Annotated in this window: 16 protein-coding genes and 3 pseudogenes; 12 read left to right on the top strand and 7 right to left on the bottom strand. The window is 64.6% G+C overall.

Annotation, left to right across the window (positions count from 1 at the left end; translation table 11 throughout):
• The first annotated feature begins 252 nt into the window (after window positions 1-252).
• Entirely contained in the window at window positions 253-1665 is a 1413-nt protein-coding gene (locus V5B44_RS05935; protein WP_332358171.1) for an ATP-grasp domain-containing protein, read from the top strand.
• Window positions 1662-2687: an L-histidine N(alpha)-methyltransferase gene (gene egtD, locus V5B44_RS05940; RefSeq protein ID WP_332358172.1), complete on the top strand. Its 1026-nt coding sequence runs from the start codon at window positions 1662-1664 to the stop codon at window positions 2685-2687. The genes V5B44_RS05935 and egtD overlap by 4 nt, the downstream gene beginning before the upstream one ends.
• A 34-nt stretch (window positions 2688-2721) precedes the next feature.
• Here the strand turns inward: egtD and senA are convergent, their stop codons facing one another.
• Window positions 2722-3924 (bottom strand): selenoneine synthase SenA, encoded by a 1203-nt coding sequence (gene senA / locus V5B44_RS05945; protein WP_332358173.1) that lies wholly within the window; start codon window positions 3922-3924, stop codon window positions 2722-2724.
• Here senA and senB point away from each other — a divergent pair.
• From senB to V5B44_RS05990, 9 genes and pseudogenes are all read left to right on the top strand, one after another.
• On the top strand, window positions 3887-4903 hold the full coding sequence (gene senB, locus V5B44_RS05950) for a selenoneine biosynthesis selenosugar synthase SenB (protein ID WP_332358174.1): 1017 nt from the start codon (window positions 3887-3889) through the stop codon (window positions 4901-4903). The two genes, senA and senB, sit on opposite strands and share 38 nt — an antisense overlap.
• 53 nt (window positions 4904-4956) lie before the next feature.
• Window positions 4957-8340 (top strand): type I restriction-modification system endonuclease, encoded by a 3384-nt coding sequence (gene hsdR / locus V5B44_RS05955; protein WP_332358175.1) that lies wholly within the window; start codon window positions 4957-4959, stop codon window positions 8338-8340.
• An 18-nt stretch (window positions 8341-8358) separates the two neighbouring features.
• A pseudogene (locus V5B44_RS05960) lies at window positions 8359-9825 on the top strand (N-6 DNA methylase).
• Entirely contained in the window at window positions 9822-11519 is a 1698-nt protein-coding gene (locus V5B44_RS05965; protein WP_332358176.1) for a restriction endonuclease subunit S, read from the top strand. Before V5B44_RS05960 ends, V5B44_RS05965 begins: the two are co-directional and overlap by 4 nt.
• Entirely contained in the window at window positions 11516-13102 is a 1587-nt protein-coding gene (locus tag V5B44_RS05970) for an AAA family ATPase (protein ID WP_332358177.1), read from the top strand. Before V5B44_RS05965 ends, V5B44_RS05970 begins: the two co-directional genes overlap by 4 nt.
• Entirely contained in the window at window positions 13099-13899 is an 801-nt protein-coding gene (locus V5B44_RS05975; protein WP_332358178.1) for a hypothetical protein, read from the top strand. The genes V5B44_RS05970 and V5B44_RS05975 overlap by 4 nt, the downstream gene beginning before the upstream one ends.
• 12 nt (window positions 13900-13911) lie before the next feature.
• Window positions 13912-15621 (top strand): RNA-binding domain-containing protein, encoded by a 1710-nt coding sequence (locus tag V5B44_RS05980; protein ID WP_332358179.1) that lies wholly within the window; start codon window positions 13912-13914, stop codon window positions 15619-15621.
• A 489-nt stretch (window positions 15622-16110) separates the two neighbouring features.
• Window positions 16111-16341, top strand: a complete 231-nt coding sequence (locus tag V5B44_RS05985) for a hypothetical protein (protein WP_332358180.1) — start codon at window positions 16111-16113, stop codon at window positions 16339-16341.
• The gene (locus V5B44_RS05990; RefSeq protein WP_332358181.1) at window positions 16338-16562 is read left to right on the top strand and encodes a hypothetical protein; all 225 of its coding nucleotides are present in this window, start codon (window positions 16338-16340) and stop codon (window positions 16560-16562) included. Before V5B44_RS05985 ends, V5B44_RS05990 begins: the two co-directional genes overlap by 4 nt.
• 134 nt (window positions 16563-16696) lie before the next feature.
• On the opposite strand, the gene V5B44_RS05995 is transcribed toward V5B44_RS05990, so the two are convergent.
• The 3 genes and pseudogenes from V5B44_RS05995 to V5B44_RS06010 all read right to left on the bottom strand — a co-directional run bounded on the left by V5B44_RS05995 (window position 16697) and on the right by V5B44_RS06010 (window position 19718).
• Complete coding sequence (locus tag V5B44_RS05995) at window positions 16697-17227, bottom strand: glutaredoxin family protein (protein ID WP_332358182.1); 531 nt, start codon at window positions 17225-17227, stop codon at window positions 16697-16699.
• A 603-nt stretch (window positions 17228-17830) separates the two neighbouring features.
• A pseudogene (locus V5B44_RS06005) lies at window positions 17831-18309 on the bottom strand (VOC family protein).
• An 80-nt stretch (window positions 18310-18389) separates the two neighbouring features.
• Window positions 18390-19718, bottom strand: a complete 1329-nt coding sequence (locus V5B44_RS06010; protein WP_332358183.1) for a tetratricopeptide repeat protein — start codon at window positions 19716-19718, stop codon at window positions 18390-18392.
• A 151-nt stretch (window positions 19719-19869) separates the two neighbouring features.
• Here V5B44_RS06010 and V5B44_RS06015 point away from each other — a divergent pair, with 151 nt between their 5' ends.
• Window positions 19870-20823, top strand: coding sequence for an AraC family transcriptional regulator (locus tag V5B44_RS06015; RefSeq protein ID WP_332358184.1), 954 nt, complete (start codon window positions 19870-19872; stop codon window positions 20821-20823).
• A gap of 44 nt (window positions 20824-20867) precedes the next feature.
• Here the strand turns inward: V5B44_RS06015 and msrA are convergent.
• The 3 genes and pseudogenes from msrA to V5B44_RS06030 form a co-directional block, all read right to left on the bottom strand.
• Window positions 20868-21452 (bottom strand): annotated as a pseudogene (msrA, locus tag V5B44_RS06020) (peptide-methionine (S)-S-oxide reductase MsrA); the annotation flags it as partial.
• Between the two features lie 68 nt (window positions 21453-21520).
• Window positions 21521-21688, bottom strand: coding sequence for a hypothetical protein (locus V5B44_RS06025; RefSeq protein ID WP_332358186.1), 168 nt, complete (start codon window positions 21686-21688; stop codon window positions 21521-21523).
• Window positions 21689-21870: 182 nt separating this feature from the next.
• A complete protein-coding gene (locus V5B44_RS06030; RefSeq protein ID WP_332358187.1) occupies window positions 21871-22182 on the bottom strand; it encodes a hypothetical protein in 312 nt (103 codons plus the stop codon).
• Window positions 22183-22689: the final 507 nt, after the last annotated feature.

A 22689-nucleotide genomic window follows, 5' to 3' on the forward strand; every position in this document is an offset into this window, starting at 1 on the left:
ATGGGTGGCAAGAGTCGCCTTGCCGGGCACCCGGCACAAAAACGCAGGAGTGGCATTGATCCCGGCGGACAGCGCATGATAACCGGTCGATGGCCCGGCGGCGTCCTTCCCGGTGCGAGGGCGGAGGAAGGGCACATCGACTGCTGCTGAAGCAGGAAGCCGCAATGGCCAGGTTCTCCGCAACAGGGGATCGCCTATAATTCGTGGCGGTCTGACAACGGGCCTGGAGGCAACCGTGGCGGGTGACTGGCTTTGACGATACCTGGGAAGAAGGCGCAAAGCGCCGCAGCGCTGCTCGTTTCTGGAAGGCACCGGCGGGACGCTTCGTCGCGCACGCTGCTGTTGTTCAACTTCGACTGGGACCAGCTCGGCTTCTCCCGCTGGCAGGCGGAGTTTCCAGCCGACAGCGCCGGTTTCGACCTGTTCACCTTCCCCAGCAACGCCCGCCTTGCCAGTTTCGACCTGCAGCGCTTCGTCGACCGGCTGGCGCGCAAAGCCCGTCGCAAACGCTGGCGGGCGGTGACTTCCAACCACGAGCAATTCGGCGCACTGGCCGCCGCGATGCTCGCCGAACGCATGGGCTGGCCAGGAACGCCGGTGCGAGCGGTGCTCGCCTGTCAGCACAAGCTGTACGCCCGACGGGTACTGCAGGAGGTGGCACCGGAGGCGAATACGTGGGCCGAGGCGTTGCCGGCGCGCTACGGCGAACCGATACCGGACGGCATCGCCTACCCGATCTTCATCAAGCCGGTGAAAGCGGCCTTTTCGGTGCTCGCGCGCACGGTGCACAATCGCGCCGAGCTGACGGCGATGACCCGCTTCGGCGCCTGGGAGCTGTGGGTGATCCGGCATCTGGTCGAACCCTTCGAGCGCATCGCCGCCACGCGTCTGCCGGCAGCCGGCAGTGCGCATCGGCTGATGCTCGAAGCGCCGGTCGCCGGGCAGCAGTACAACCTCGACGGCTACGTCTTCGCCGGCGAGCTACACGCGCTCGGCTTCGTCGAATCGGTGATGTATCCGGGCACGCAGGCCTTCATGCGCTTCGACTATCCCTGCGCGCTGCCGGCAGCGGCGCGCGTGCAGGCGCTCGACGTCGCACGGCGATTTCTCGAGGCAGTCGGTTTCACGCACGGCCTGTTCAACATGGAGTTCTTCCACGACGCTGCGCACGACCAGCTGACGGTCATCGAGTTCAACCCGCGCATGGCCGCGCAGTTTTCCGATCTCTACCTGCGCGTCGATGGCGTCGATCTGCATCGCGTCGCCCTGGAACTCGCCCACGGGCGCGACCCGCGCCTCCTGCCACATGCCGAGCCGAACGCCGGGGCGGCGGCGAGCTTCGTCTATCGCAGCTTCGAGCTGGCGGAGCAGCCGCCGATGCCGAGCTTGTGGCAGCGCCGCGAACTGGCGCAGCAGTTCCCCGACGCAATGCTCTTCCGCTTCGCCAAGACGCCGGCGCAGATCGCCCGCGATTTCAAGTGGCTCGGCTCTTACCGTTACGGCATCCTGCATCTGGGCGGGCACGACGCGCACGACCTGCGTGCCCGCTGCGAGGCGGCGAGCCGACTGCTCGGCTGGCCGATCCCCTACACGCACCCGTCGGCGGAAACAGCCTACAATCTACCGCTCCCCCTGCCTGCGCTTTCGCTGGAGAGCCCCCGATGAACCCTCTGCTGCATCCCGACCAAGAACGGGCCGGCGGTTGCCCGGAAGAAAGCCGCAGCGGACGGCGCGCGGTGATTTCGCCGAACCTGCTGCAGTTGGCGCACGACGAGCCGGCGGCGATTCGCGCCGAACTGCTTGCCGGACTGACAGAGCCGACGGCAACGATCGCGCCCAAGTACCTCTACGACGCGCTCGGCTCGCGGCTCTTTGCCGCGATCACCGAGCTGCCCGAGTACTACCCGACGCGCACCGAGGCGGCGATCTTCGCCGAACACCAGGACAGCATGGCGGCGGCACTCGGCCCGGTGCAGACACTGGTCGACCTCGGCGCCGGCAACTGCGAGAAAGCGGCCCGCCTGTTTGCGGCGCTGCGGGTGCAGCGCTATGTCGCGGTGGACATCTCGGTGGACTATCTTCGCGAATCGCTGCAGAACCTGCAGCAGCAGTACCGGGCGATCGAGATGCTGGGCATCGGTCTCGATTTCTCGTCGTCGCTGCACCTACCGGCCGAAGCCGGTGCCGGGCCGCGGACGCTGTTCTACCCCGGTTCCAGCATCGGCAATTTCACGCCGGCAGCGGCGCTGACCTTCCTGCGCCAGGCGCACGCCGAGTGTCACGGCGGGTCGCTGCTGATCGGCGTTGACCTGATCAAGGAAACCGACATCCTGGAAGCGGCCTACGACGATCCGCTCGGCGTCACCGCGGCGTTCAACCGCAACCTGCTGCTGAATCTCAACCGGCTCGCCGGCACCGACTTTGATCTTGCCGACTGGCGCCACGTCGCCTTTTTCAACGCACCCGAGTCACGCATCGAGATGCATCTGGAAGCGCTGCGCGCGACAACGGTGCGCTGGGCCGGCGGTGAACGGCGCTTCGCTGCGGCCGAGCGCATCCATACCGAGAACTCGTACAAGTGGCGCCGGGAGGATTTCGCCGCGCTGCTCGCAGCCGCCGGTTTTTCCGCGATGCGCCACTGGTGCGATGCGCGTGGCTGGTTTGCCGTGTTCGCGGCGCATGCGTGAGCCAGTGCCGCTTTCCGTGACATGGACGGAAGCGCTAGGCAGCGCAACTGCGAAAGCCGTTGTGCAGGTCGTTGCGCTCGGGCGTGAAGTAGTTGCGGTAGCGGGGGTGCGCCAGGCGTGGCGAGGTCGCCCGGCTGGCACCGCGCAGCACATAGCGGTCGCCGAACCAGGGCGCCGAATAGTCGCGGTAAGGGTGTGCCACGAAACCGGGATAAGGCAGGAAGCGGCTGGCCGTCCATTCCCAGACCTGGCCCCAGTGAAACTCGGGCCGGGTCAGCGCCACTATCTCCCACTCCGCCTCGCTTGGCAGGCGGCGACCGGCCCAGCGGCACCAGGCGTCGGCTTCGTTCCAGCTGAGATGCGTTGCCGGCGCGTCGAGCGGCAGGTCGTGCCACTGGCCGAAAAAGCGGCGCTGCCAGCGGCCGTCCTGCTGGCGCAGGTAACGCGGCGACGCGGCGCCGCCCTGCTCGACGAAGGGCAGGTAGCGTCGCCAGCTGACGACCTCGGCATCGATTTCGAACGCGGCGACCGCGACTGGCTGCGGCGCCAGTTCGTTGTCGAAGGCGAATCCTTCGCCCTGCCAGCCGAGCGTCCAGGGCTGCGCAGGAAGGGCGAGCGAACTCGCTGCCGGCGGCGCCACAACGGGCGCGAGCAGCGCGCCGGGCAGCGGAATATCAAGCGCCTGCGCCATGTAGATGCCCGCTTCGCCGTGCATGTCCTCGTGGAACAGCGCCAGGCGGAAGAAGTACAAGGCCTCGTCGCTTTCCGCTGTGTCGGCGAGCAACGACAGCGTTTCGGCCAGGCCCGCGGCCAGATAGGCACGCGTCGCAGCAAGGTCCGGCAAATCGAGTTGCCAACGCGTCGCGTGTGCGACCCGGCTCGAGTCATACAGCGCGTCGGCCTGCGGCAGGCGGCCGGCGGGACGTGGGTGATCGGGGTTGCAGTCGATGCCGTGCGCACGCTGGCGGTTGCGGGCAAGCCAGTAGTCCTGGAACCAGCCGACGTGCCCGACTTCCCAGAGCGGCGGATTGAGCTGCGGCGAACAGGGGACCGGCAGTGAATCGCCGAGCGCAGCGGTGTAGGCGTCGAGCAGAGCCAGCGTGCGCGCCCGGCTGTCGTGCAGCGCTGCGGCGAGGATCTGGCGGCCGCCCCGGCGGGCGGCTTCGGCATAGGTGGTGTTCATTGGCGGAGCGGCAGCGATGAGCAGGGCCTCCAGTATGCCGCAACTGGTGATCATCAGTCCGGCGCTGCGCGCTGCCAACAACGGCAACTGGCAGACCGCCCGCCGCTGGCAGCGGCATCTTGCCGGCCTCTGCCGCGTGCGCATCAGCAAGACCTGGCCAGATGCGCAGGCGGCCGGCGACGCGGCGATGATTGCGCTGCACGCCCGCCGCTCGGCCGAGGCGATCGCCGCGTGGAGCGCTGAGCATCCGCAGCACGGGCTGGCAGTGGTCCTCACCGGCACCGACCTCTATCACGACATCGCCAGTAACGCAGCGGCGCAGCGCTCGCTGGCGCTGGCGCAGGCACTGGTCGTACTGCAGGAACTCGCGCCGCTGGCGCTGCCGGAGCCCGTCCGTGGCAAGGCAAGGGTGATCTTCCAATCGACCACTGCCCGGCAAGCGCTGACCAGGTCGACGCGTTATCTGCGGGCGCTGATGGTCGGTCACCTGCGCCAGGAGAAGTCTCCGCAGACGCTGTTCGGCGCCGCCCGACGGCTCGCCGGCCGGCGCGACATCCTGATCGATCACATCGGCGAGGCGCTCGATCCGGCGCTCGGCGACGAAGCCCGCGCGACAATGGCAACGGCGCCGAACTATCGCTGGCTGGGCGGTCTGCCACACGAGGCGGTGCGCCGGCGAATCCAGCGCGCGCACCTGCTGATCCACGCCAGCCGCATCGAGGGCGGCGCGCATGTGATCATGGAAGCGGTGACGAGCGGCACGCCGGTACTGGCCTCGGCCGTCGACGGCAACATCGGCATGCTGGGTGCCGATTACGCCGGCTACTTCCCGTGCGACGACGTCGAGGCACTGGTGGCACTGCTGCTGCGCTGCCGGGAAGCGGCCGCCGCCGCAGCCGGCGAGGACGCGCCGCGTGAGAACCTGCTGCAGCGGCTAGCGGCGCAGTGCCGCGAACGGGCGCCACTGTTCGCCCCGGCGCGCGAACGCGCCGAGCTGTACCGGCTGGTCGATGATTTGCTGGGAGCGAACTGAATGCAGCCAGCAAGCGCACCCATAGTCCTGGCGCTCTTCGTGGAGCGTCGCCAGTGAAGCCGCTCGCATCGCTCGCCGGCAATTTTGCCCACCTCAAGGCGCATGACGAGCAACTCCTGCGCCTGGGTTTACTGGCCGAGCGCTACTTCAGCGAGGACCCCAATACGTCGCTGCTGAAGTTGAGGCAGTTGGCGGAATTGCTCGCACAGCACGTCGCAACGCGTATCGGACTTTTCGTCTCTGCCGAGGAGTCGCAGTACGAACTGATTCGTCGCCTGCTGGAACAGGGCATCCTCACCCGCGAGATTGCCCAGCTCTTCGGCGAAGTCCGGCGCGCCGGCAACGCGGCAAGCCATACCTTGGCCGGCGACCACCGCAGCGCGCTTGCCACGCTCAAGATCACCTGGCAACTCGGCGTGTGGTTTCACCGTAGCTTCGAGGATCCCGCTTTCAGGAGTGGCCCGTTCATTCCCCCGGCGGCACCTGCCGACGACTTCGGCGAACTTCAGGCCGAACTGGATCGCCTCAACGGAGAACTCGCGACTTATCAGAAAGCCCACCGTGAGGCCGCACAGCAGCTACAGTCAATGGACGACAAGCTTCGACAGGTGCGCGACGACCAGGCGTTCTGGGAGCAGTTGGCGCAGGAAGCGGAGAACGCCAAAGCCGCCCTGGGCGAGAAATTGGCTGCGATGCAAGCCCAATCCGCGACGCAGGGGAAGGACAGAGTTGCCGGTTTCGTGACGGCGGCCAATGCGGCCGCTGCGAACTTGGTCCTCGACGAGACCGAGACGCGCAAGCTGATCGACGAGCAGCTTCGTCTGGCGGGTTGGACGGTAGACTCGACCCGTCTCCGGTATGCCAAGGGTGCGCGGCCCGAGAAAGGGAAGAATCTGGCAATCGCCGAGTGGCCGACCGCCAGCGGCCCGGCCGACTACGTCCTGTTTGTCGGGCTGCAGCCGATGGCGGCGGTCGAAGCCAAGCGCAGGAACATCGACGTGTCGGCGGCATTGCAGCAGGCCAAACGCTACAGCCGCGACTTCACGGCAAGCGACGCGACCTCGACGCAGACCGACGCCGCCACCAGCAGGAGCCCTTGCCGCCTGCCCTTCGCCTTCGCCACCAACGGCCGCCCGTACCTCCGCCAGCTTGCCACCAGGAGCGGCGTCTGGTTCTGCGATCTGCGCCGGCCAGACAACCTTGGCCGCGCGCTCGACGGTTGGTACACGCCTGAGGGCCTGAGCGCACTCCTGAAACGCGACGAAAAGCGTGCGGACACGCAACTTCAGAGTGAGCCCTTCGCCTACGGCTTTTCGCTTCGCCCCTACCAACAGGCGGCCATCCAGGCCGCGGAAAGAGCGATCGCCCTGGGCCAGCGCGAGATGCTCCTCGCCATGGCCACCGGCACCGGCAAGACCAAGACCTGCATTGCCCTGATCTACCGCCTGCTCAAGACGCAGCGCTGCCGGCGGGTACTCTTCCTGGTGGACCGTTCCGCACTCGGCGAACAGGCGGCCAACGCGTTCAAGGACACGCGAATGGAAAGCCTGCAGACCTTCGCCGCGGTCTTCGGCATCAAGGAACTGGACGAGCAGTCTCCCGATAGCGATACGGCGGTGCACATCGCGACGGTTCAGGGCATGGTGCAGCGTGTTCTCTACACCGGAGAGGACAGCACACCGCCAGCCGTCGATCGTTACGACTGCATCGTCATCGACGAGTGTCACCGCGGCTACCTGCTCGATCGCGAACTCTCCGACACCGAACTCGGCTTCCGCAGTTTTGACGACTACATCTCGAAGTACCGGCGCGTTCTCGACTATTTCGATGCCACGAAGATCGGCCTCACCGCCACGCCGGCGCTGCACACGACGCAGATCTTCGGCGCACCGATCTACAGCTACGGCTACCGCGAGGCGGTGATCGACGGCTACCTGGTCGACCACGAACCACCCGTCCAGATCAAGACCGAACTGTCGTCAAACGGCATCGTCTGGAAGACCGGCGAGCGGATACCGGTTTACGACGCGCGGCGCGACGAGATCGAGTTGTTCACCACTCCCGACGACATCAAGCTCGAGATCGAGGACTTTAACCGCAAGGTCATCACCGAACCGTTCAATCGCGTCGTCTGCGAGTACCTGGCGCGCGAACTCGACCCCGCGTCACGCCAGAAGACACTGATCTTCTGCGCCACCGACGCGCACGCCGACCTCGTCGTCGCCTTGCTCAAACAGACCTTTCATGACCACTACGGCAGCGTCGACGACGACGCGGTGATCAAGATCACCGGCACCGCCGACAAGCCGCTGCAACTGATTCGCCGCTACCGCAACGAGCGCAACCCCAACGTCGCCGTCACCGTCGACCTGCTGACGACCGGCGTGGACATACCCGAGATCTGCAACCTCGTCTTTCTGCGCCGGGTGTGCAGCCGCATCCTGTTCGAGCAGATGCTCGGCCGCGCCACCCGCCCGTGTGACGCGATCGGCAAGGAGACCTTCCGCATCTTCGACGCGGTACGAATCTACGAAGCCCTGCAGAACCTCACCGCCATGCGTCCCGTGGTGATTTACCCGGCAATCACCTTCACGCAGCTTGCCACCGAACTGGCAACGGTGCCGGGCGACGAAGAACGCAGGCTGGTGCGCGACCAGTTCATCGCCAAACTGCAGCGCAAGAAGCGCCATCTGAGCGAAGACGCAGCCAGCGATTTCGAAACCCGCAGCGGCTTCTCCCCGGAAGCCTTCATCAGGAAGCTGCGCGGCATGCCACTCGCCGACATCGCCGCCTGGTTCACGCAGTGCCCGGACCTCGGCGAGATACTCGACCGCAAGAATGAGGGGCCCGGCTCGCCGGTTTTCGTCTCCAACCACCCGGACCGCCTGCTCGGCAGCCAACGCGGCTATGGCCAGGCGCAACGTCCCGAGGACTATCTCAAGGCCTTCAGCGAGTACATCAACAGTCACCGCAACGACATCCCGGCCCTGCTGACCGTGCTGACGCGCCCGCGCGACCTGACACGCAAACAACTGCGCGAACTGGTGCTCGAGCTCGACCGGGCCGGCTTCAGCGAGGCCACGCTGGCAACCGCCTGGCGCGAAATGACCAATCAGGACATCGCCGCGCGCATCGTCGGCTACATCCGGCAGGCGGCCATCGGCGACCCCTTGCAGCCCTGGGAGCAGCGGGTCGACAACGCCCTGCAGAAGTTGCTCGCCTCGCGTCGCTGGACGACGCCGCAGCGTCAGTGGCTGCACCGCATCGGCGCGCAGACCAGGGCCAACCTCGTCGTCGATCGCGCCGCCCTCGACGAGCCCGACCTGATCTTCCGACGCGAGGGCGGCGGCTTCAACCGCCTCGACCGCCTGTTTGAAGGGCAACTGACCGAAATCCTCGACACTTTCACCGATACACTATGGCAGCCTGCTGCCTGAGAAGGACGACATCCCCGCATGACCACCGTCACCCACGACATCGTCGCCAAGCTCTGGAACCTGTGCAACGTCCTCAAGGACGACGGCGTCACCTACCACCAGTACGTCACCGAACTGACCTGGCTGCTCTTCCTCAAGATGGCCAAGGAAACCGGCACCGAGGAACAGATTCCTGTCGGGCATCGCTGGGACGATCTCTCGAAGCCAGGCCGGCGCCGGACCGGCTGGAACATTACAAGCTGACGCTGATCCACCTCGGCAGCCATGGCTCGATGCTGGTGCAGGAAATCTTCGGCAACGCCAGCTCGTTCATCAAGAAACCCGCGACGCTGTCCACCCTGGTCGCCGAAATCGACAAGCTCGACTGGTACAGCGCGCGCCACGAGGGACTCGGCGACCTCTACGAGGGCCTGCTGGAGAAGAACGCCAACGAGAAGAAGTCCGGCGCCGGCCAGTACTTCACGCCGCGGCGGCTGATCGACAGCATGGTCGCGGTGATGAAGCCGACGCTGGCCGACGTCATCCAGGACCCGGCGGCTGGCACCGGCGGCTTCCTGATCGCCGCCAGCCGCTACATCCGCGCCCGGCACGAGATTGACGGGCTCACCGAGGCCGCGCAGAGGCGTTCTACACCCGGCACCTTCTTCGGCATGGAGCACGTCCAGGACACGCACCGGCTGGCGCTGATGAACCTGATGCTGCACGGCCTCGACTCGGACCCGAACGGCGCCGGCATCCGCTACGGCGACACCCTCTCGCCCGAGGGCCAGGCGCTGCCCAAGGCCACGCTGATCCTGACCAATCCGCCCTTCGGCACCAAGAAGGGCGGCGGCCTGCCGACCGCACCGACTTCACCTTTCCGACCAGCAACAAGCAGTTCTGCTTTCTGCAGCACATCTATCGTGGCCTCAAGCCCGGCGGTCGCGCCGCCGTCGTCCTGCCCGACAACGTCCTCTTCGAAGGCAACGTCGGCCGCCAGATCCGCGCCGACCTGATGGACAAGTGCAACCTGCACACGATCCTGCGCCTGCCGACCGGCATCTTCTACGCCCAGGGGGTGAAGACCAACGTGCTGTTTTTCACCCGCGGCGAGACGGACAAGGCAACACGAAGGAGGTCTGGGTCTACGACCTGCGCGCCAACATGCCGCAGTTCGGCAAGCGCACGCTGCTCAGACCCGAGGACTTTGCCCAGTTCGAAGGAGCATTCGGCGACGACCCGCTGGGCGGCGCGGCGAGCCTGGCAAAGCGCAAGGACACCGGTGAAGCCGGTCGCTTCCGCCGCTTCACGCGCGACGAGATTGCCGCACGCGGCGACAGTCTCGACATCTCATGGCTGAAGGACGAGAGCGACACGGGTAACGACGGGTTGCCCGAGCCGGCAGAGCTCGCGCGCGAAGCGATCGACGAACTCGACGGGGCGATCGAGGAACTGCGAGCGATTCTGGAGGAGTTGGGCGAGGATGTTGAGGAGTTCGAGGGGTGAATGACCTTCCCGATTCCTGGGCCATGGCCTCGCTGGCCGCAGTAAGCGTCGACTGCGAGCAACGGATTCCGGCCGCGGATGCTACGTTTCAGTATATTGACATTGCGTCCATTGACCGCGCAACGAAGAGCATCGTGACTCCCCAGACACTCCTTGGCCGGAATGCACCGAGCCGAGCTCGTAAGGTCGTACGAACCGGAGACGTACTGGTTTCCATGACGCGGCCGAATCTGAATGCCGTCAGCTTTGTACCCGAGATCTTCAACGGGCAAATAGCGTCGACCGGTTTTGATGTGCTTCGATCTGACGGTGTCGAGCCGCGTTGGCTTTTCTACCTTGTGCGGACGGAGGGTTTCGTCCAAAGCATGTCGCAACTGGTACAGGGCGCGCTCTACCCGGCGGTGCGGTCGAAAGATGTTCGTGGATACGAGGTGCCTATCGCGCCCCTCAACGAACAGAAGCGCATCGCCGACAAGCTGGACGCGCTCCTCGCGCGCGTGGACGCCTGCCGCGAACGCCTGGACCGTGTGCCCGCCATCCTCAAACGTTTCCGCCAATCCGTCCTCAGTGACGCTATGGTCGGTAATCTGACAGCGGAGTGGCGTCGGGAGCACCCGACCCACACATCGGCAAACGATCTTGCGGCCAAACTTCATTACGCCCACCAATTGGCAGGAGGCCACAAGCTAGGCAACGCGGCGCCGCCCACCGAGGAAGTGCACAACTTGACTGCGGAGATGTTTCCGAAAGGTTGGGAACTCGTGACTTTGCGTGACTTGGTCATGCCCGATCGCCCCATTACATACGGTATCTTGAAACCTGGCCCGGAGATTGATAATGGAATCCCCTATGTACGAGTGGCGGATTTCCCAAACGAGAGGTTGAACATCACCGCGATCCGCAGGACTTCCCCCAGTATCGACCAAGAGTTTAAGCGGTCGCGGCTTCGAAGCGGCGACTTGCTCCTTTCAATCCGCGGCACAGTGGGGCGCGTGGTGTTAATTCCGCCAGAGATAGAGGGCGCCAACATCACTCAAGACTCAGCAAGACTCACCATTCAGTCGGCCGTAAACCCGGACTTCGTCTTGTGGTATCTAAGATCCGAGCTCGCGCAAGCCCGCATGAGCAGGGCGGTCAAGGGCGTTGCAGTCCGCGGCATCAACATTGGTGACGTGCGCGCGCTCCAGACCCCGCTGCCACATCGTCACGAGCAAGACGAAATCGTCCGCCGAGTCGAAACACTCTTCGCGTCCGCCGACCGCCTCGAAGCCCGCTACGCCGCCGCGCGCGCTCAGGTCGTGCGTCTCACGCCCGCCCTGCTCGCCAAGGCCTTTCGCGGCGAGCTGGTGCCGCAGGACCCCGACGACGAGCCGGCGAACGTATTGCTCGAACGTATCCGGGCCGCGCGCGCGGCGGTACCGCCAAAGGCCAGGTCACGCAAGGACACCGGTCGCCCGACGAAAACCCAGAAAGCCGAGATCCTCATGCTGAATCGACAGGACATCCGCGACGCGCACCTCTGCACCATCCTCCGGGAGCGTGGCCCGCTCACCGCCGAAGCGCTATGGTCCGCCTCGCAACTCGACATTGACGACTTCTACGATCAGCTCAAGGACGAGGAAGCGCGCGGTCTGCTGAACGAACGGCGCGGTGACTCGCCCGGCGCGCAGCGTCTGCTGGCGGTGGCGGCGTGAGACTCGATCGCCTGCGCATCCCGAACTACCGCAACCTGCGGGGCTTCGAGATCGACTTCGACGAAAGGCAGCCGACAACGGTGCTGCTCGGCCGCAATGGCACCGGCAAGTCGAATCTGATCGAGGCGATCGTCGAGATCTTCCGCGAGCTGGAGTTGGGCGGAGCGCCGGCTTTTGCGTACACGCTCGACTACGTCTGCCGCGAGCGCGCGATCCACATCGACGCCGATCCCGCTCGCCTGAGCAAACGCCTGGAGATCAGCATCAACGGCCAGCCGATCACGCAGGCGGCATTCCAGAACGACCGGGACAGCTTGCTGCCGAACTACGTCTTCGCCTACTACTCCGGCTGGAGTAGCCGCCTGGAGCGGCACTTCGACCGCCCGACTCGTCGCCACTACGACCGCATCCTGAAGAATCCGGACGGCCAGCTCCCGCTGCGCCGGCTGTTCTTCTGTCGCAAGGATTACAGCCAGCTCGTGCTGCTGGCTTTCTTTCTCGCCCCATCCCCTGCGGCGCGAGCACTGCTTGAGAAATATCTGGGCATCAAGCGTTTTGAGGCGGCGCTGTTCGTGCTGAAAACGCCCTGGTGGCGTGGCAGCGGCGCGCCGAACAGGACGCAGCTAGCGGAGGGCGACGCGCGCTTCTGGTACGCGCGCGGGGCGTTCAAGAGCTTTCTCGGCCGGCTGTGGGAGCGCGCGCTGGCGCCGATCCGCAATACCGAAGCGATCGAGCGCGACGTGCGCCGACAGGGCGAAAGCACCGAGCGGCTGTACCTGTTCATCAAGAACGAGGCCGAACTGGCCGCGCTGAGGCACGACGGCGAGGACTCGAAGACCCTGTTCGGCTACCTCGAAAGCCTGTTTCTCTGCGACCTGATCGACGAGGTACGCGTGACCGTCGAGCGCAGCGACGGCAGTCGAGTCAAGTTCGTCCAACTGAGCGAAGGTGAGCAGCAGCTCCTGACCGTTCTCGGTCTCCTGCTGTTCACCCAGGACGACGAGTCGCTCTACCTGCTGGACGAGCCCGACACGCACCTCAACCCGGTGTGGACCTACGACTTCCTCAATCTGCTGCAGCAGAACATCCGTGCCGAGAAGGGGCAGCTCATCGTCGCCACGCACAACCCACTGATGATTGGCAGCCTGCACCGGAATCAGGTACGCATGTTCACGCAGACCGAGAGCGGGCTCAGCGCCGCCGAACCCGAGTACGACCCGATCGGCATCGGCGTCGAGGGCCTGCTCAAATCCGAGCTGTACGGGCTGCGGTCGACCCTGGCGCCGGAAGTGCTGGACAAGCTGGATCGCCACTACGCACTGCTTGGAAAGAGCGATAGATCGGACCCCGAGAACACCGAGTTGATGCGCCTGGCGATTGAACTGAACGAGTTGGGCGTCTCGCGCACGCATCCGAACCCCTACTTCGAGGCGTTCGCCACGGCGATGGCTAGGCGGCGCATGCCCGAACTTCGTAGCGAACTCTCCACGCGGGAGATTGAAGAACAAGCCGAATTGGCCGAGGAAATACTCAAGGAAGTTCTTGCAGAGGAGCGCGCCGCGGACCACGGCGCGAAGGCATGAGGCACATTGTGCACCGGCATGCACCGGATGACGCTGCCTGGATCGCCAAGGCCACTCAGATCCTTGCCCAACTTGGCGCCGCACCCGATGCCGCCACGCGCAACGCAATCATCAAGACCAATAAGGCGGTCTGTGGCGAGATCAAGCAATGGCTGCTTTCGCTCTCACATCAAAAGTGCTGGTTCTCCGAGGCCAAGGATTGCTTCAGTCACTGGGACGTCGAGCACTACCGGCCCAAGAAGTCAGCCAGGGACGCGGACGGCACGGAGCACGAGGGCTATTGGTGGCTCGCGTTCGACTGGCACAATCTCAGAATCTGCGGCAACGTGGGCAACCGCAAGAAAAGCACCTATTTCCCCCTGCGAGTGGGCTGTCCGCGATGCGCACCGCACGGCGATCTGCGCCATGAAGACCCACAATTGCTCGACCCTGTCGATCCGCAGGATCCGGCGCTGATCTCGTTCAACCTGGAAGGGCGAGCGATTCCCGCGCCAGATGTCACCGACGGCTGGGAGAAGTCTCGCGTCGAGTATTCGGTGGAGCGGTACAACCTCGACTTTCCGCCGCTCATGGACAAACGCAAGGCGGTATGGGCGAATTGCTGGGATCAAATACAGCAATACTTGAAGGACCTTCACCTGTATCACACTGACAAGACGAATGGCATTGCCAGGGATCGCTATAAGCAAGCCATGCTAGCACTGAGAGCGATGGTGCGTGAGGACAAGGAACTCTCCGCGGTTGCTCGGGCCTGCGTTCTGAGCAGTGGTGACCGCCGGCTGATCGGCATTCTTTAAACCAACTGAGACATGAACACCGCTGAACTCACCGCTCTGCTCGACCGCCTGCGCGCGGAGCCACGCGAAACGGAGTGGCTGGAGTTCAAGGCCAATCGCCACGAACCGCAAGTGCTCGGCGAATACCTGTCAGCGCTGGCCAACTCGGCCTGCCTGCTCGGCAAACCGCGCGCCTACCTGGTGTTCGGCATTGAGGACGGCAGCCATGCGGTGGTGGGCACCACCTTCGACCCGCATGCCGAAACCGGCAAGGGCAGGCAGTTGCTCTCGCTCTGGTTGTCGCTCGGACTGCACCCGAATGCCGGCTTTGAAACCCATATCTTCACCTACCAGGGCAAACGGGTGGTGCTGTTCGAAGTACATCCGGCCTTCGATCGCCCGGTCCATTTCTACGGCAAGGCGTATGTCCGGGACGGCACAAGCAAGACCGAACTGGCGAAGTACCCGGAAAAGGAGCGCGCGATTTGGCACCGCCGCGTGGACTGGAGCGCGCAGATCTGCGAGCAGGCGACGCTGGACGATCTGGACCCGCGTGCCATCGCCAAGGCGCGTGCTGAGTTCACCGCCAAGTCCCCAACCCAGGCGGCGGCGGTGGCGGCATGGGATGACACGACCTTTCTCAACAAGGCGAAGCTGACGATTCGCGGCGCGGTGACGAACGCCGCGCTGCTGCTCCTCGGCCACCCCGAGTCGACGACCCTAATCGCGCCGGCCGTGACGCGCATCACCTGGCTGCTGAAGAACGAGCGCAACGAGGAGCTGGATTATCAGCACTTCGGGCCGCCGTTATTGCTCAACGTGGACGCGGTACTGGCCTGTATCCGCAACCTCACGGTGCGCGAGTTGCCGGAAGGTACGCTTTTCCCGGTCGAGCTGACTCAATACGATCCGTGGGTCATCCGTGAAGCGCTGCATAATTGCATCGCCCATCAGGACTACGGCCTGCGCGGGCGAATACAGGTCGTCGAAACGCCCGGTGCCCTGCTGCTGACCAACGTCGGCGGCTTCCTGCCGGGAAGCGTGGAGGCGGTGATCGAGCAGGACGCACCACTGGAAATCTACCGCAACCCCTTCCTCGCCGAGGCGATGGTCAACCTCAACATGATCGACACGCAGGGTGGCGGTATCAAGCGCATGTTCCAGAAGCAGCGGCAACGCTTCTTTCCGATGCCCGACTACGATCTGTCGGAGCCCGAGAGGGTCAAGCTGACCCTGCGCGGACGGGTTCTCGACGAGCGCTATACGCGAATGCTGATGGCCCGCACCGATCTCGATCTCCGTCTGATCATTCTGCTCGACAAGGTGCAGAAGCGACAGTGTATCTCGACAGACGACAGCAAACGGCTCAAGGCAGCGAGCCTGGTGGAAGGGCGCTACCCGAACCTGCTTGTCGCCGGCCGGGTTGCGGCGGCTGTCGGCGAAAAAGCGCGGCACATTCGCGACCGCGGATTGGATGGCCAATACTACGAGGACATGGTCGTCGCGCTCGTCCGCGAGCATCAACCCGTGGCAAGGGCAGACATCGACCGCTTGCTCCTGGACAAACTGCCGGAGGTTCTGACTCCCGAGCAGAAGCTCAACCGTATCCACAACCTGCTGCGGAAGCTGGCCGAAACCGGCCTGATCGTCAATCGGGGTAGCCGGCGCTGGCCGAAGTGGATCCCCGCCGATGCCCGGCACCCCGCTGGAAAATCAAAAGAAACCAATGGCAGCAAGCGCTAGGCCCTCCTTGAACGAATGCAAGTGGCTGAGTTTACAGGGGAGGCCTATTGATAGCCGCGCAGATGACGTCATCCGATCAATAGCGCCTGCGATCAATTGGGACCAAAGAACGTCTGGTCGCGCCTGGCGTCGCAGTGCCGCCAACGGGCGCCACTGTTCGCCCCGGCGCGCGAGCGCGCCGAACTGCACCGGCGGCTGGTCAATGAATTGCTGGGAGCGAACTGAATAAGGATAAGAAATCCAACGGTGGCAACCAGGGTATATGAGCCTTCATCAAACGCGTCAATCTCGCACTTGGGCACGGGAGCCCGTGAAGGGTCATACGAACCGACCAAGAGGCCGTTGCTTGCTCCCCGCCGCACCACCCTTCCCTGCTGGCCGGAGATGGGCGGGATTATGAAAAATGGCTCCACCCCCTTTCTTTGCGGTTGGGTACCGATGTGTGCGTCAAGGCATTGGCAAGTCAGAGAATCGGAGTAGCAGTGATCGATGGAATTCTGTATTGTCGGCAAGATCGCGGATGTCCAGACCATCGCCGAAGGCAGTGGTATTCGGGAGATTGCCCTGCTGCGGCAGCGATACGGGGTTGGCTATTGGCGCAGGAAGAAGGGGATCGCCACTGTGCGCCTTCTTGATGGAACGACCGCAAGGGCCGAACTTCACTGGTATGAGGCGCATGGAATCGGCAAGCTGAAACTCAAGATAAAGGAATGGCTATGAGGTTTGTGGTTTGCCTGTCTCGCGAAGGATTTGGCGAGTTCTCGACGGATGATCTGACGCTCGGGCGGCTCTATGAAGTGCTTGCCCCGACGGACAACCACGGCATGCTGCGGATCATTGACGATTCCGGCGAGGACTTTCTTTACCCGGCTTCTCTTTTCGAGGCTGTGGAGGTGCAAGAGCAAACGGCCACCCGGCTGCACGAGTTGTTGGCAGCGTAACGCAACCGTCAGGAAAACAGTCCTCTGATCTTTATGCCGCAAGGGTGTCGTCAGGCGACGAGTGGCGCCGCGTCGCGACCGGCCTCAAGCCACCTGGGCCTTTTCGCGTGCCTGAACGAGCTGGCTCGTCGTGTTCACCGACTCGATGCAATGGGCGCTCTCATCCAGGGACCCAGCATCCGGGAGAGTGCTCGCTCGTCGAATCCGTGCACCAGCCCGTCCTTGCCGACGAGGATCGTCGGGATCCCGCCGCCGCCCAGCAAGCGGTTCATCTGCTCGGCGCGGGCATCGCGCTCGATGTCCAGTTCAACATAGCTGATGCCGTGCTCGGCAAAGAAGGCGCGCGCCCTGGCGCAATAGCCGCACCAGGTGGTGGCGTACATTACGACCTCCGGCTGGGTGGTCGCGGCACGGGTCGCGGCGCCCCGCTCACGCTGCCTGTCCTGCATGGCATACATGCCGCCGGCAGCGAGCAGGACCAGCGCGATCACGAACCACAGCATCCCAACGCTGCGCCGGGTCGGCCTGGCGACCGGCCGAACGTAAGCCGCCTCTTCGGCCTTGTTGTAAGCCACCTCGCAGGACGGGCATTGCCAATCGGGTGCCGTGTCCGTCGACCGGCGCTCGTAGCGGCAGCTCGGACAGCGCTTTGGAGTGATGTACATGGCGGCGGCTGTTTGAAGTAAGGCAGAGGGTCGGGGGCGGTGACCCGACCCCGCGCCCGGCAGTATAGGCAGCACCGCAAACCGCGGTCAATCCCGGCTGTGGTGCGCGCTGGCCCGAGGGACAAGAAATCCAACGGTGCCAACGAGGGTAGATGTGCCTTCATCAAACGGCGTCATTCTCGCATTTGGCCCCGAGAGCTCGTGAAGAGTCATACGAACCCCGAGTCAGGTGACATCATTCCCGGGAGCGCTGTTTGCCGCAAAGTTCGATGGGCGGCGTCTGGATGGGGAAAGCGCGGTGGTGCACGCGTCATCCATTTCATCGCCCCTGAGCGGACGACCTGGTCGCTGATCGCCTACAAGAAGGCACAGTTCGACAATTTGCCTACGTCGTTTCTCGTTGATCGGAAAAAAGGAGCTGAAGATGTCCTCTGAACTCGAAAAGTTCCAACGTGACTTGCTTGAGTCCGCCAAACAGATGCAACGCGGTCAGACAGCGCGAGTGACGAAGATAGGAATTACGCCTGCAGCCGGGGCACGTTCGAGGATTAGACCCTGCCGGCTTACCCGTCTGCGGCGCCTACAGCTCACGATCGATGAGCATCACCCCCGCCGGGCCGCTTCGATCGCCGCGATGTCGATCTTTCCCATCTGCATCATCGCCGCGAAAGCGCGCTTGGCCGCTGCCCGATCAGGATCGGCAATCGCAGCGGTAAGGGCGCGCGGGGTGATCTGCCACGACAGGCCCCACTTGTCCTTGCACCAGCCGCAGGCGCTTTCCTGGCCGCCGTTGCTGATAATCGCGTTCCACAAGCGGTCGGTTTCGGCCTGGTCGTCGGTCGCCACCTGGAACGAGAACGCCTCACTGTGCTTGAACTCCGGCCCCCCGTTCAGGCCAAGACAAGGCATGCCCATCACGGTGAACTCGACTACCAGGACGTCGCCCTGCTGCCCAGAGGGATAGTCACGGGCGCCCGCTGGATCGTTCCCACCGCACTGTCCGGAAATGTCTTGGCGTAGAACTGTGCGGCTTCGAGTGCGCTGCCGTCGAACCAGAGGCAAATCGTGTTCTTGCTGAGCATTTTGCTTCTCCTGTGGATGAGGTAGCGGGCGGACGCCGGCGCCGCCGGTCGTAGTTCCCGGCCGGCGCCGGCAGTGCAACTCAGGCAGCAGCCCGCAACGGCTCACTCCGCGCCAGAAACTGCCGCGTCAGCGGGCTGTGGCCGCGCATCGGCAGACGTTCGGCGCACAGGGCGGCAGCGAGGTGGTGCTGGCCAGCGCGCAGCGCGGCTTCGATCAGGGTCAGGTCGAGCAAATCGCGCTGGGCGTGGCTACCGCCGAAACGCTGGGCGATGTCGCGGACCGGGCGGATCAGGCGCACGCATTCGTCGTAGCGCCCCTGGCCGAAGGCCTTGATGGCCAGCGTCAGTGGATGACCGACTTCGCGGGTGAAGGCTGCGTTGTCATTGCTGCGCTGCATCGCCCATTGCTGGGTTTCCAGCACTGCCGCCACGGCATCCGGGCGCTGGGCGCCGACGAAGGCCATCACCGCGTGCAGGTCGTTGAAGGCGTAGTTGCCGGCAGTGGCGATCGGCTGCCAGCCGTCGGCCACGCTCTGCCAGCGGCTGCCGACGTCGATGCCGCGCAGGTGCAGGCGCCACAGAAGCGCCGAGGCATCGATCATGTCGAGCACAACAGTCGAGCGCTCGCCGTAGATCGGGCCGTCGAACAGCGCCAGCACTTCGTCGATCTCGCCCAGTTCGAGGTGGTAGAGCGCCAGGTGCCACCACAGGTGCACCTTGAAAAAGCTGTCGGTCGACCAGGCGGCCGGGTTGGCGCGCATCCAGGCAATGCCGTCGCGCTGGCGGCACTGCATTTCCATGACGTGGGCGACCGCATGCTGCGCCCAGCCGTCACGTGGTTCGATTTCGACTGCCGCCTTGCCCTGCACTTCGGCGCGGGCGTAGTCGGCCATTTCTTCGAGGCCGAAGGCGTGCATGCCGAGGATCGCGTGATAGCCCGGCATGCCCGGCGACCAGGCGGGCAGCGCCCGGCTGATGCGGTCGCGCAGCAGGCGGGAATTGCCGAGGTAGAAATCGGTCAAATGGCCAGCTTGCAGCGCCAGGCTGTCGCGCGGAAATTCAATCGACAGGTCTTCGAGCAGGCGCCCGGCGCGATGCCACTGGCCGTCGAGCATCTGGCTGACCGCCGCGATGTGACCGCGTTCACGCGGGTTGCTGGGCAGCCGCTGGACGGCGTCGAGGCATTTGCCGGCAACGGCCAGGCCGGCCGGTTCGGTGCCCAGCAGGTGCAGGTAGGCCTTGAGGACGTGGGCCATGACGAAATCCGGCTGCTGCGCGATGGCGGCATCGGCGCTGGCGACCGGATCTTCGATGTAGCAGGCGAATTGATGCAGGGCGCGGTGGTAGAACGCGAGGCTGTCGGCGCTGGCGCCCGAATAGCTAAGAGTGAGATCGTCTTGCAGGATCATGGGGGTTCTCCTTTGGCTGGATGACTTTGCTTGTCGTGGGCGCGGGGGTTGGCGCGCAGTGCCACGATAATCCGCAGCCAGCGGTGCTGACAGACCCGAGGCGCCTAAAGGTTTGACCGAAACGCCGGGGCCTTGTTCAAGGAGGTGGGAGATGGATGTGCTGTCCGAGGTGTTTGCCGCGGTGCGCGTTTCCGGCGGTGTGTTTCTCGACGCCGAATTCACCGCGCCGTGGTGCGTGGTGTCGCAGGTCCGGCCGGAGGATTTCGCGGCCCAGGGGCGCCTGCCGGCACACCTGATCGCCTACCACTACGTGATTGATGGCCGGCTGCTGGTGCGCGTCGGCGACGACGCGCCGCTACCGGTGCTGGCCGGTGAGATCGTGCTGCTGCCGCGCAACGACACGCATGTCCTGGGTAGCGCCGCCGACCTGCGACCGGTGGTCATCGACGACCAGGTGCAGGCGCCCGGCGAACGGACGCCTGCGGTGCTACGCCACGGCGGTGGCGGCGAGCCGACGCACATCATCTGCGGCTATCTCGGCTGCGACATGCCGGACAACCTGCTGCTAAAAACCCTGCCGCCGCTGCTCAAACTCGGCGTACGCGACGGCGCCGGTGGCGCCTGGATGGAAAACTCCTTCCGCCATGCCGCCGCGGAATTCGCCGTCAGCAGCAGCGGTTCGGCCGCCGTGCTCGGCAAGCTGGCCGAACTGCTGTTCGTCGAGGGCGTGCGCCGTTACGTGGCAGCCCTGCCAGAAGGCCAGAGCGGCTGGCTGGCCGGCCTGCGCGACCGCCGGATCGGCCGCGCCCTGGCTCTGTTGCACGGCCGCGTCGCGCATCCGTGGACCACCGAGGAACTGGCACGCGCCGTCGGCCTGTCGCGCTCCGCCTTTGCCGAGCGCTTCACCGCCCTGATCGGCCAGCCGCCAATGCGCTACCTGGCCCACTGGCGCCTGCAACTGGCCGCCGTGCGCCTGCGCGAAAGCCCGGCGGCGACCGCGCAGATCGCCGCCGAAGTCGGCTACGAATCGGATGCCGCCTTCAACCGGGCATTCAAGCGGACCTTTGGCACGACGCCGGCGGCCTGGCGCAATGCCGCGACGTAGCCCCATCGTCGGCCAGGCTGGCGCATTCCTTACATAGCGACGTCAGCGGGATATTTGACGCCAGTGCCACCGAGGCCGCAGTAGCCGTTCGGATTCTTGGCCAGGTAATCCTGGTGGTATTCCTCGGCCAGGAAGTACGTTTCCAGCGGCGCGATTTCCGTCGTGATCCTGCCGTGACCGGCGCCCGTCAGCGCGGCCTGATAGGCATCGCGGGTCTTCAGGGCAATGGCCTGCTGGGCATCGCTGCTGGTATAGACGGCGCTGCGATAGTTGGTGCCAACGTCGTTGCCCTGACGGTCACCCTGCGTCGGGTTGTGGCTTTCCCAGAACTGGATCAGCACTTTTTCCAGATCGACCCGGGCCGGGTCGAAGGTGACCTTGACCACTTCGGCATGGTTGCGCCGGGTCGTCCTGCCCGATTGCAGCATCCGTTCGTGGGCCAGCACCGCATCGTAGGTGCCAGCGATCTCGCCGTTGGCGTAACCGCTTTCGACATCAAGCACGCCGGCAATGGCCGCCATGCGCCTTTCGGCACCCCAGAAACAGCCCATGGCCAGCACGATGCTGTCGGTGACAGCGGCCTTGCCGTCAGTGCAAGCGGTGATCAGAGAACTGCTGGACAGGGTCAAGGTGGATCCTCCGATGAATTTGCTCTCGGTAGACTGATCCGCTTGGCCGGTAGTTCCAGCGCGATCGCTTACAGTTGGCAGGATAGCGGATGAGTGCGCTGCATTTCTCTGTAGTTGTCGATTTCGCGCTCGTGCGACGCGTTCAGTCCGTCGAGCAGGCCGGCGACCAGGAGGTAAAGCAGCAGCCCAGTAGCCCCGAAAGAGAACCAGCCTTTCAGGATGCTTGCGCGGATCATGATGTCCGGACCGTGATCCGTATTTGACTGTGGCAGATCGGGCAACTCAGTGCCAGGTCGCCAGCGATGCTCGCCGGCGACCCGGCCCACAGAACCCTTGACCCACGCTCCCGTCTCCGCTCGCCAGCGAACCGGGGTCCCAACCGTTCATCGGACGTGCCGGTGAAAGCCGATGAAGTCATTCAAGTTCGCTTGCCAGAGCCTGCCAATGTTCTGCACGGCAAGTAGTTGACCTTTCGAGATCCGGTTCTGGTGGCGCCACGACAGGAAAGACGTGTCTCGCCGCCGACCGTGCCATGCACGACGCTCTGCTTGCCCTCGCTTTCCACCAGGTCAACAAGTCGAGCGATGGCCCGTCCATAGTAGTCCGAACTGTCGCAGTCGGCGATCGACATTTCCGTCTCTCTCGCGGCGCAGCGCCACAACTCGAGCGCAAGGTCTTCACTGATACCGGCCCGATTGGCAAGCCACGAAAGGATTTTCGGTACTTTCATGCTGGTGCTCCGCAAGCACTGCTGCAGGACAGTGGCGAACATTGGATGTCGCAGAGATCGCGTCGCCACGACAAGAGGTCTGCGCCCTGCCTGAACCGGGACGATGCCGCACAGAAAGCCCTGCGTCGTACCACCGGGGCTCCGGCCACAACCTGGGCACGCTGAAGATTAGCCGGGCAATCACTGTCCCGCCATCCGGAAAACTACCCGCTGCTCCGTAGAACTACGCAGCCGAGCAGCGCCTGGGCAAGACCTTGCTGCGCGCTGGGGCGAGTGGCCAACGTGGCGTCTCTTGCCGGCAGTCCCCGGTAGTCTCGCTGTCGAACAAACGCCATCGTGGACTGATCCCGCCGAAGATGCGCAGCCGGCGCCCCGCGTCGCGCGCCGCCTCCAGGCCAGTCTTCTGGCTGCCGTGGAAACTCAGGAAACGCAAATAGCGCCTGCTCTCAATTGCGACCAAGGAACGTCTGGAATCCAGGCCTGCTGTTTGCCGGCCGGCAAGCGCTG

This window comes from Candidatus Accumulibacter necessarius, assembly GCF_036625085.1.

Coding starts and splice junctions, on each gene's coding strand:
- egtD (WP_332358172.1), top strand. CDS start 1,662: ATGAACCCTCTGCTGCATCCCGACCAAGAACGGGCCGGCGGTTGCCCG.
- senB (WP_332358174.1), top strand. CDS start 3,887: ATGAGCAGGGCCTCCAGTATGCCGCAACTGGTGATCATCAGTCCGGCG.
- senA (WP_332358173.1), bottom strand. CDS start 3,924: ATGATCACCAGTTGCGGCATACTGGAGGCCCTGCTCATCGCTGCCGCT.
- V5B44_RS05975 (WP_332358178.1), top strand. CDS start 13,099: ATGAGGCACATTGTGCACCGGCATGCACCGGATGACGCTGCCTGGATC.
- V5B44_RS05980 (WP_332358179.1), top strand. CDS start 13,912: ATGAACACCGCTGAACTCACCGCTCTGCTCGACCGCCTGCGCGCGGAG.
- V5B44_RS05985 (WP_332358180.1), top strand. CDS start 16,111: ATGGAATTCTGTATTGTCGGCAAGATCGCGGATGTCCAGACCATCGCC.
- V5B44_RS05990 (WP_332358181.1), top strand. CDS start 16,338: ATGAGGTTTGTGGTTTGCCTGTCTCGCGAAGGATTTGGCGAGTTCTCG.
- V5B44_RS05995 (WP_332358182.1), bottom strand. CDS start 17,227: ATGTACATCACTCCAAAGCGCTGTCCGAGCTGCCGCTACGAGCGCCGG.
- V5B44_RS06010 (WP_332358183.1), bottom strand. CDS start 19,718: ATGATCCTGCAAGACGATCTCACTCTTAGCTATTCGGGCGCCAGCGCC.
- V5B44_RS06015 (WP_332358184.1), top strand. CDS start 19,870: ATGGATGTGCTGTCCGAGGTGTTTGCCGCGGTGCGCGTTTCCGGCGGT.
- V5B44_RS06025 (WP_332358186.1), bottom strand. CDS start 21,688: ATGATCCGCGCAAGCATCCTGAAAGGCTGGTTCTCTTTCGGGGCTACT.
- V5B44_RS06030 (WP_332358187.1), bottom strand. CDS start 22,182: ATGAAAGTACCGAAAATCCTTTCGTGGCTTGCCAATCGGGCCGGTATC.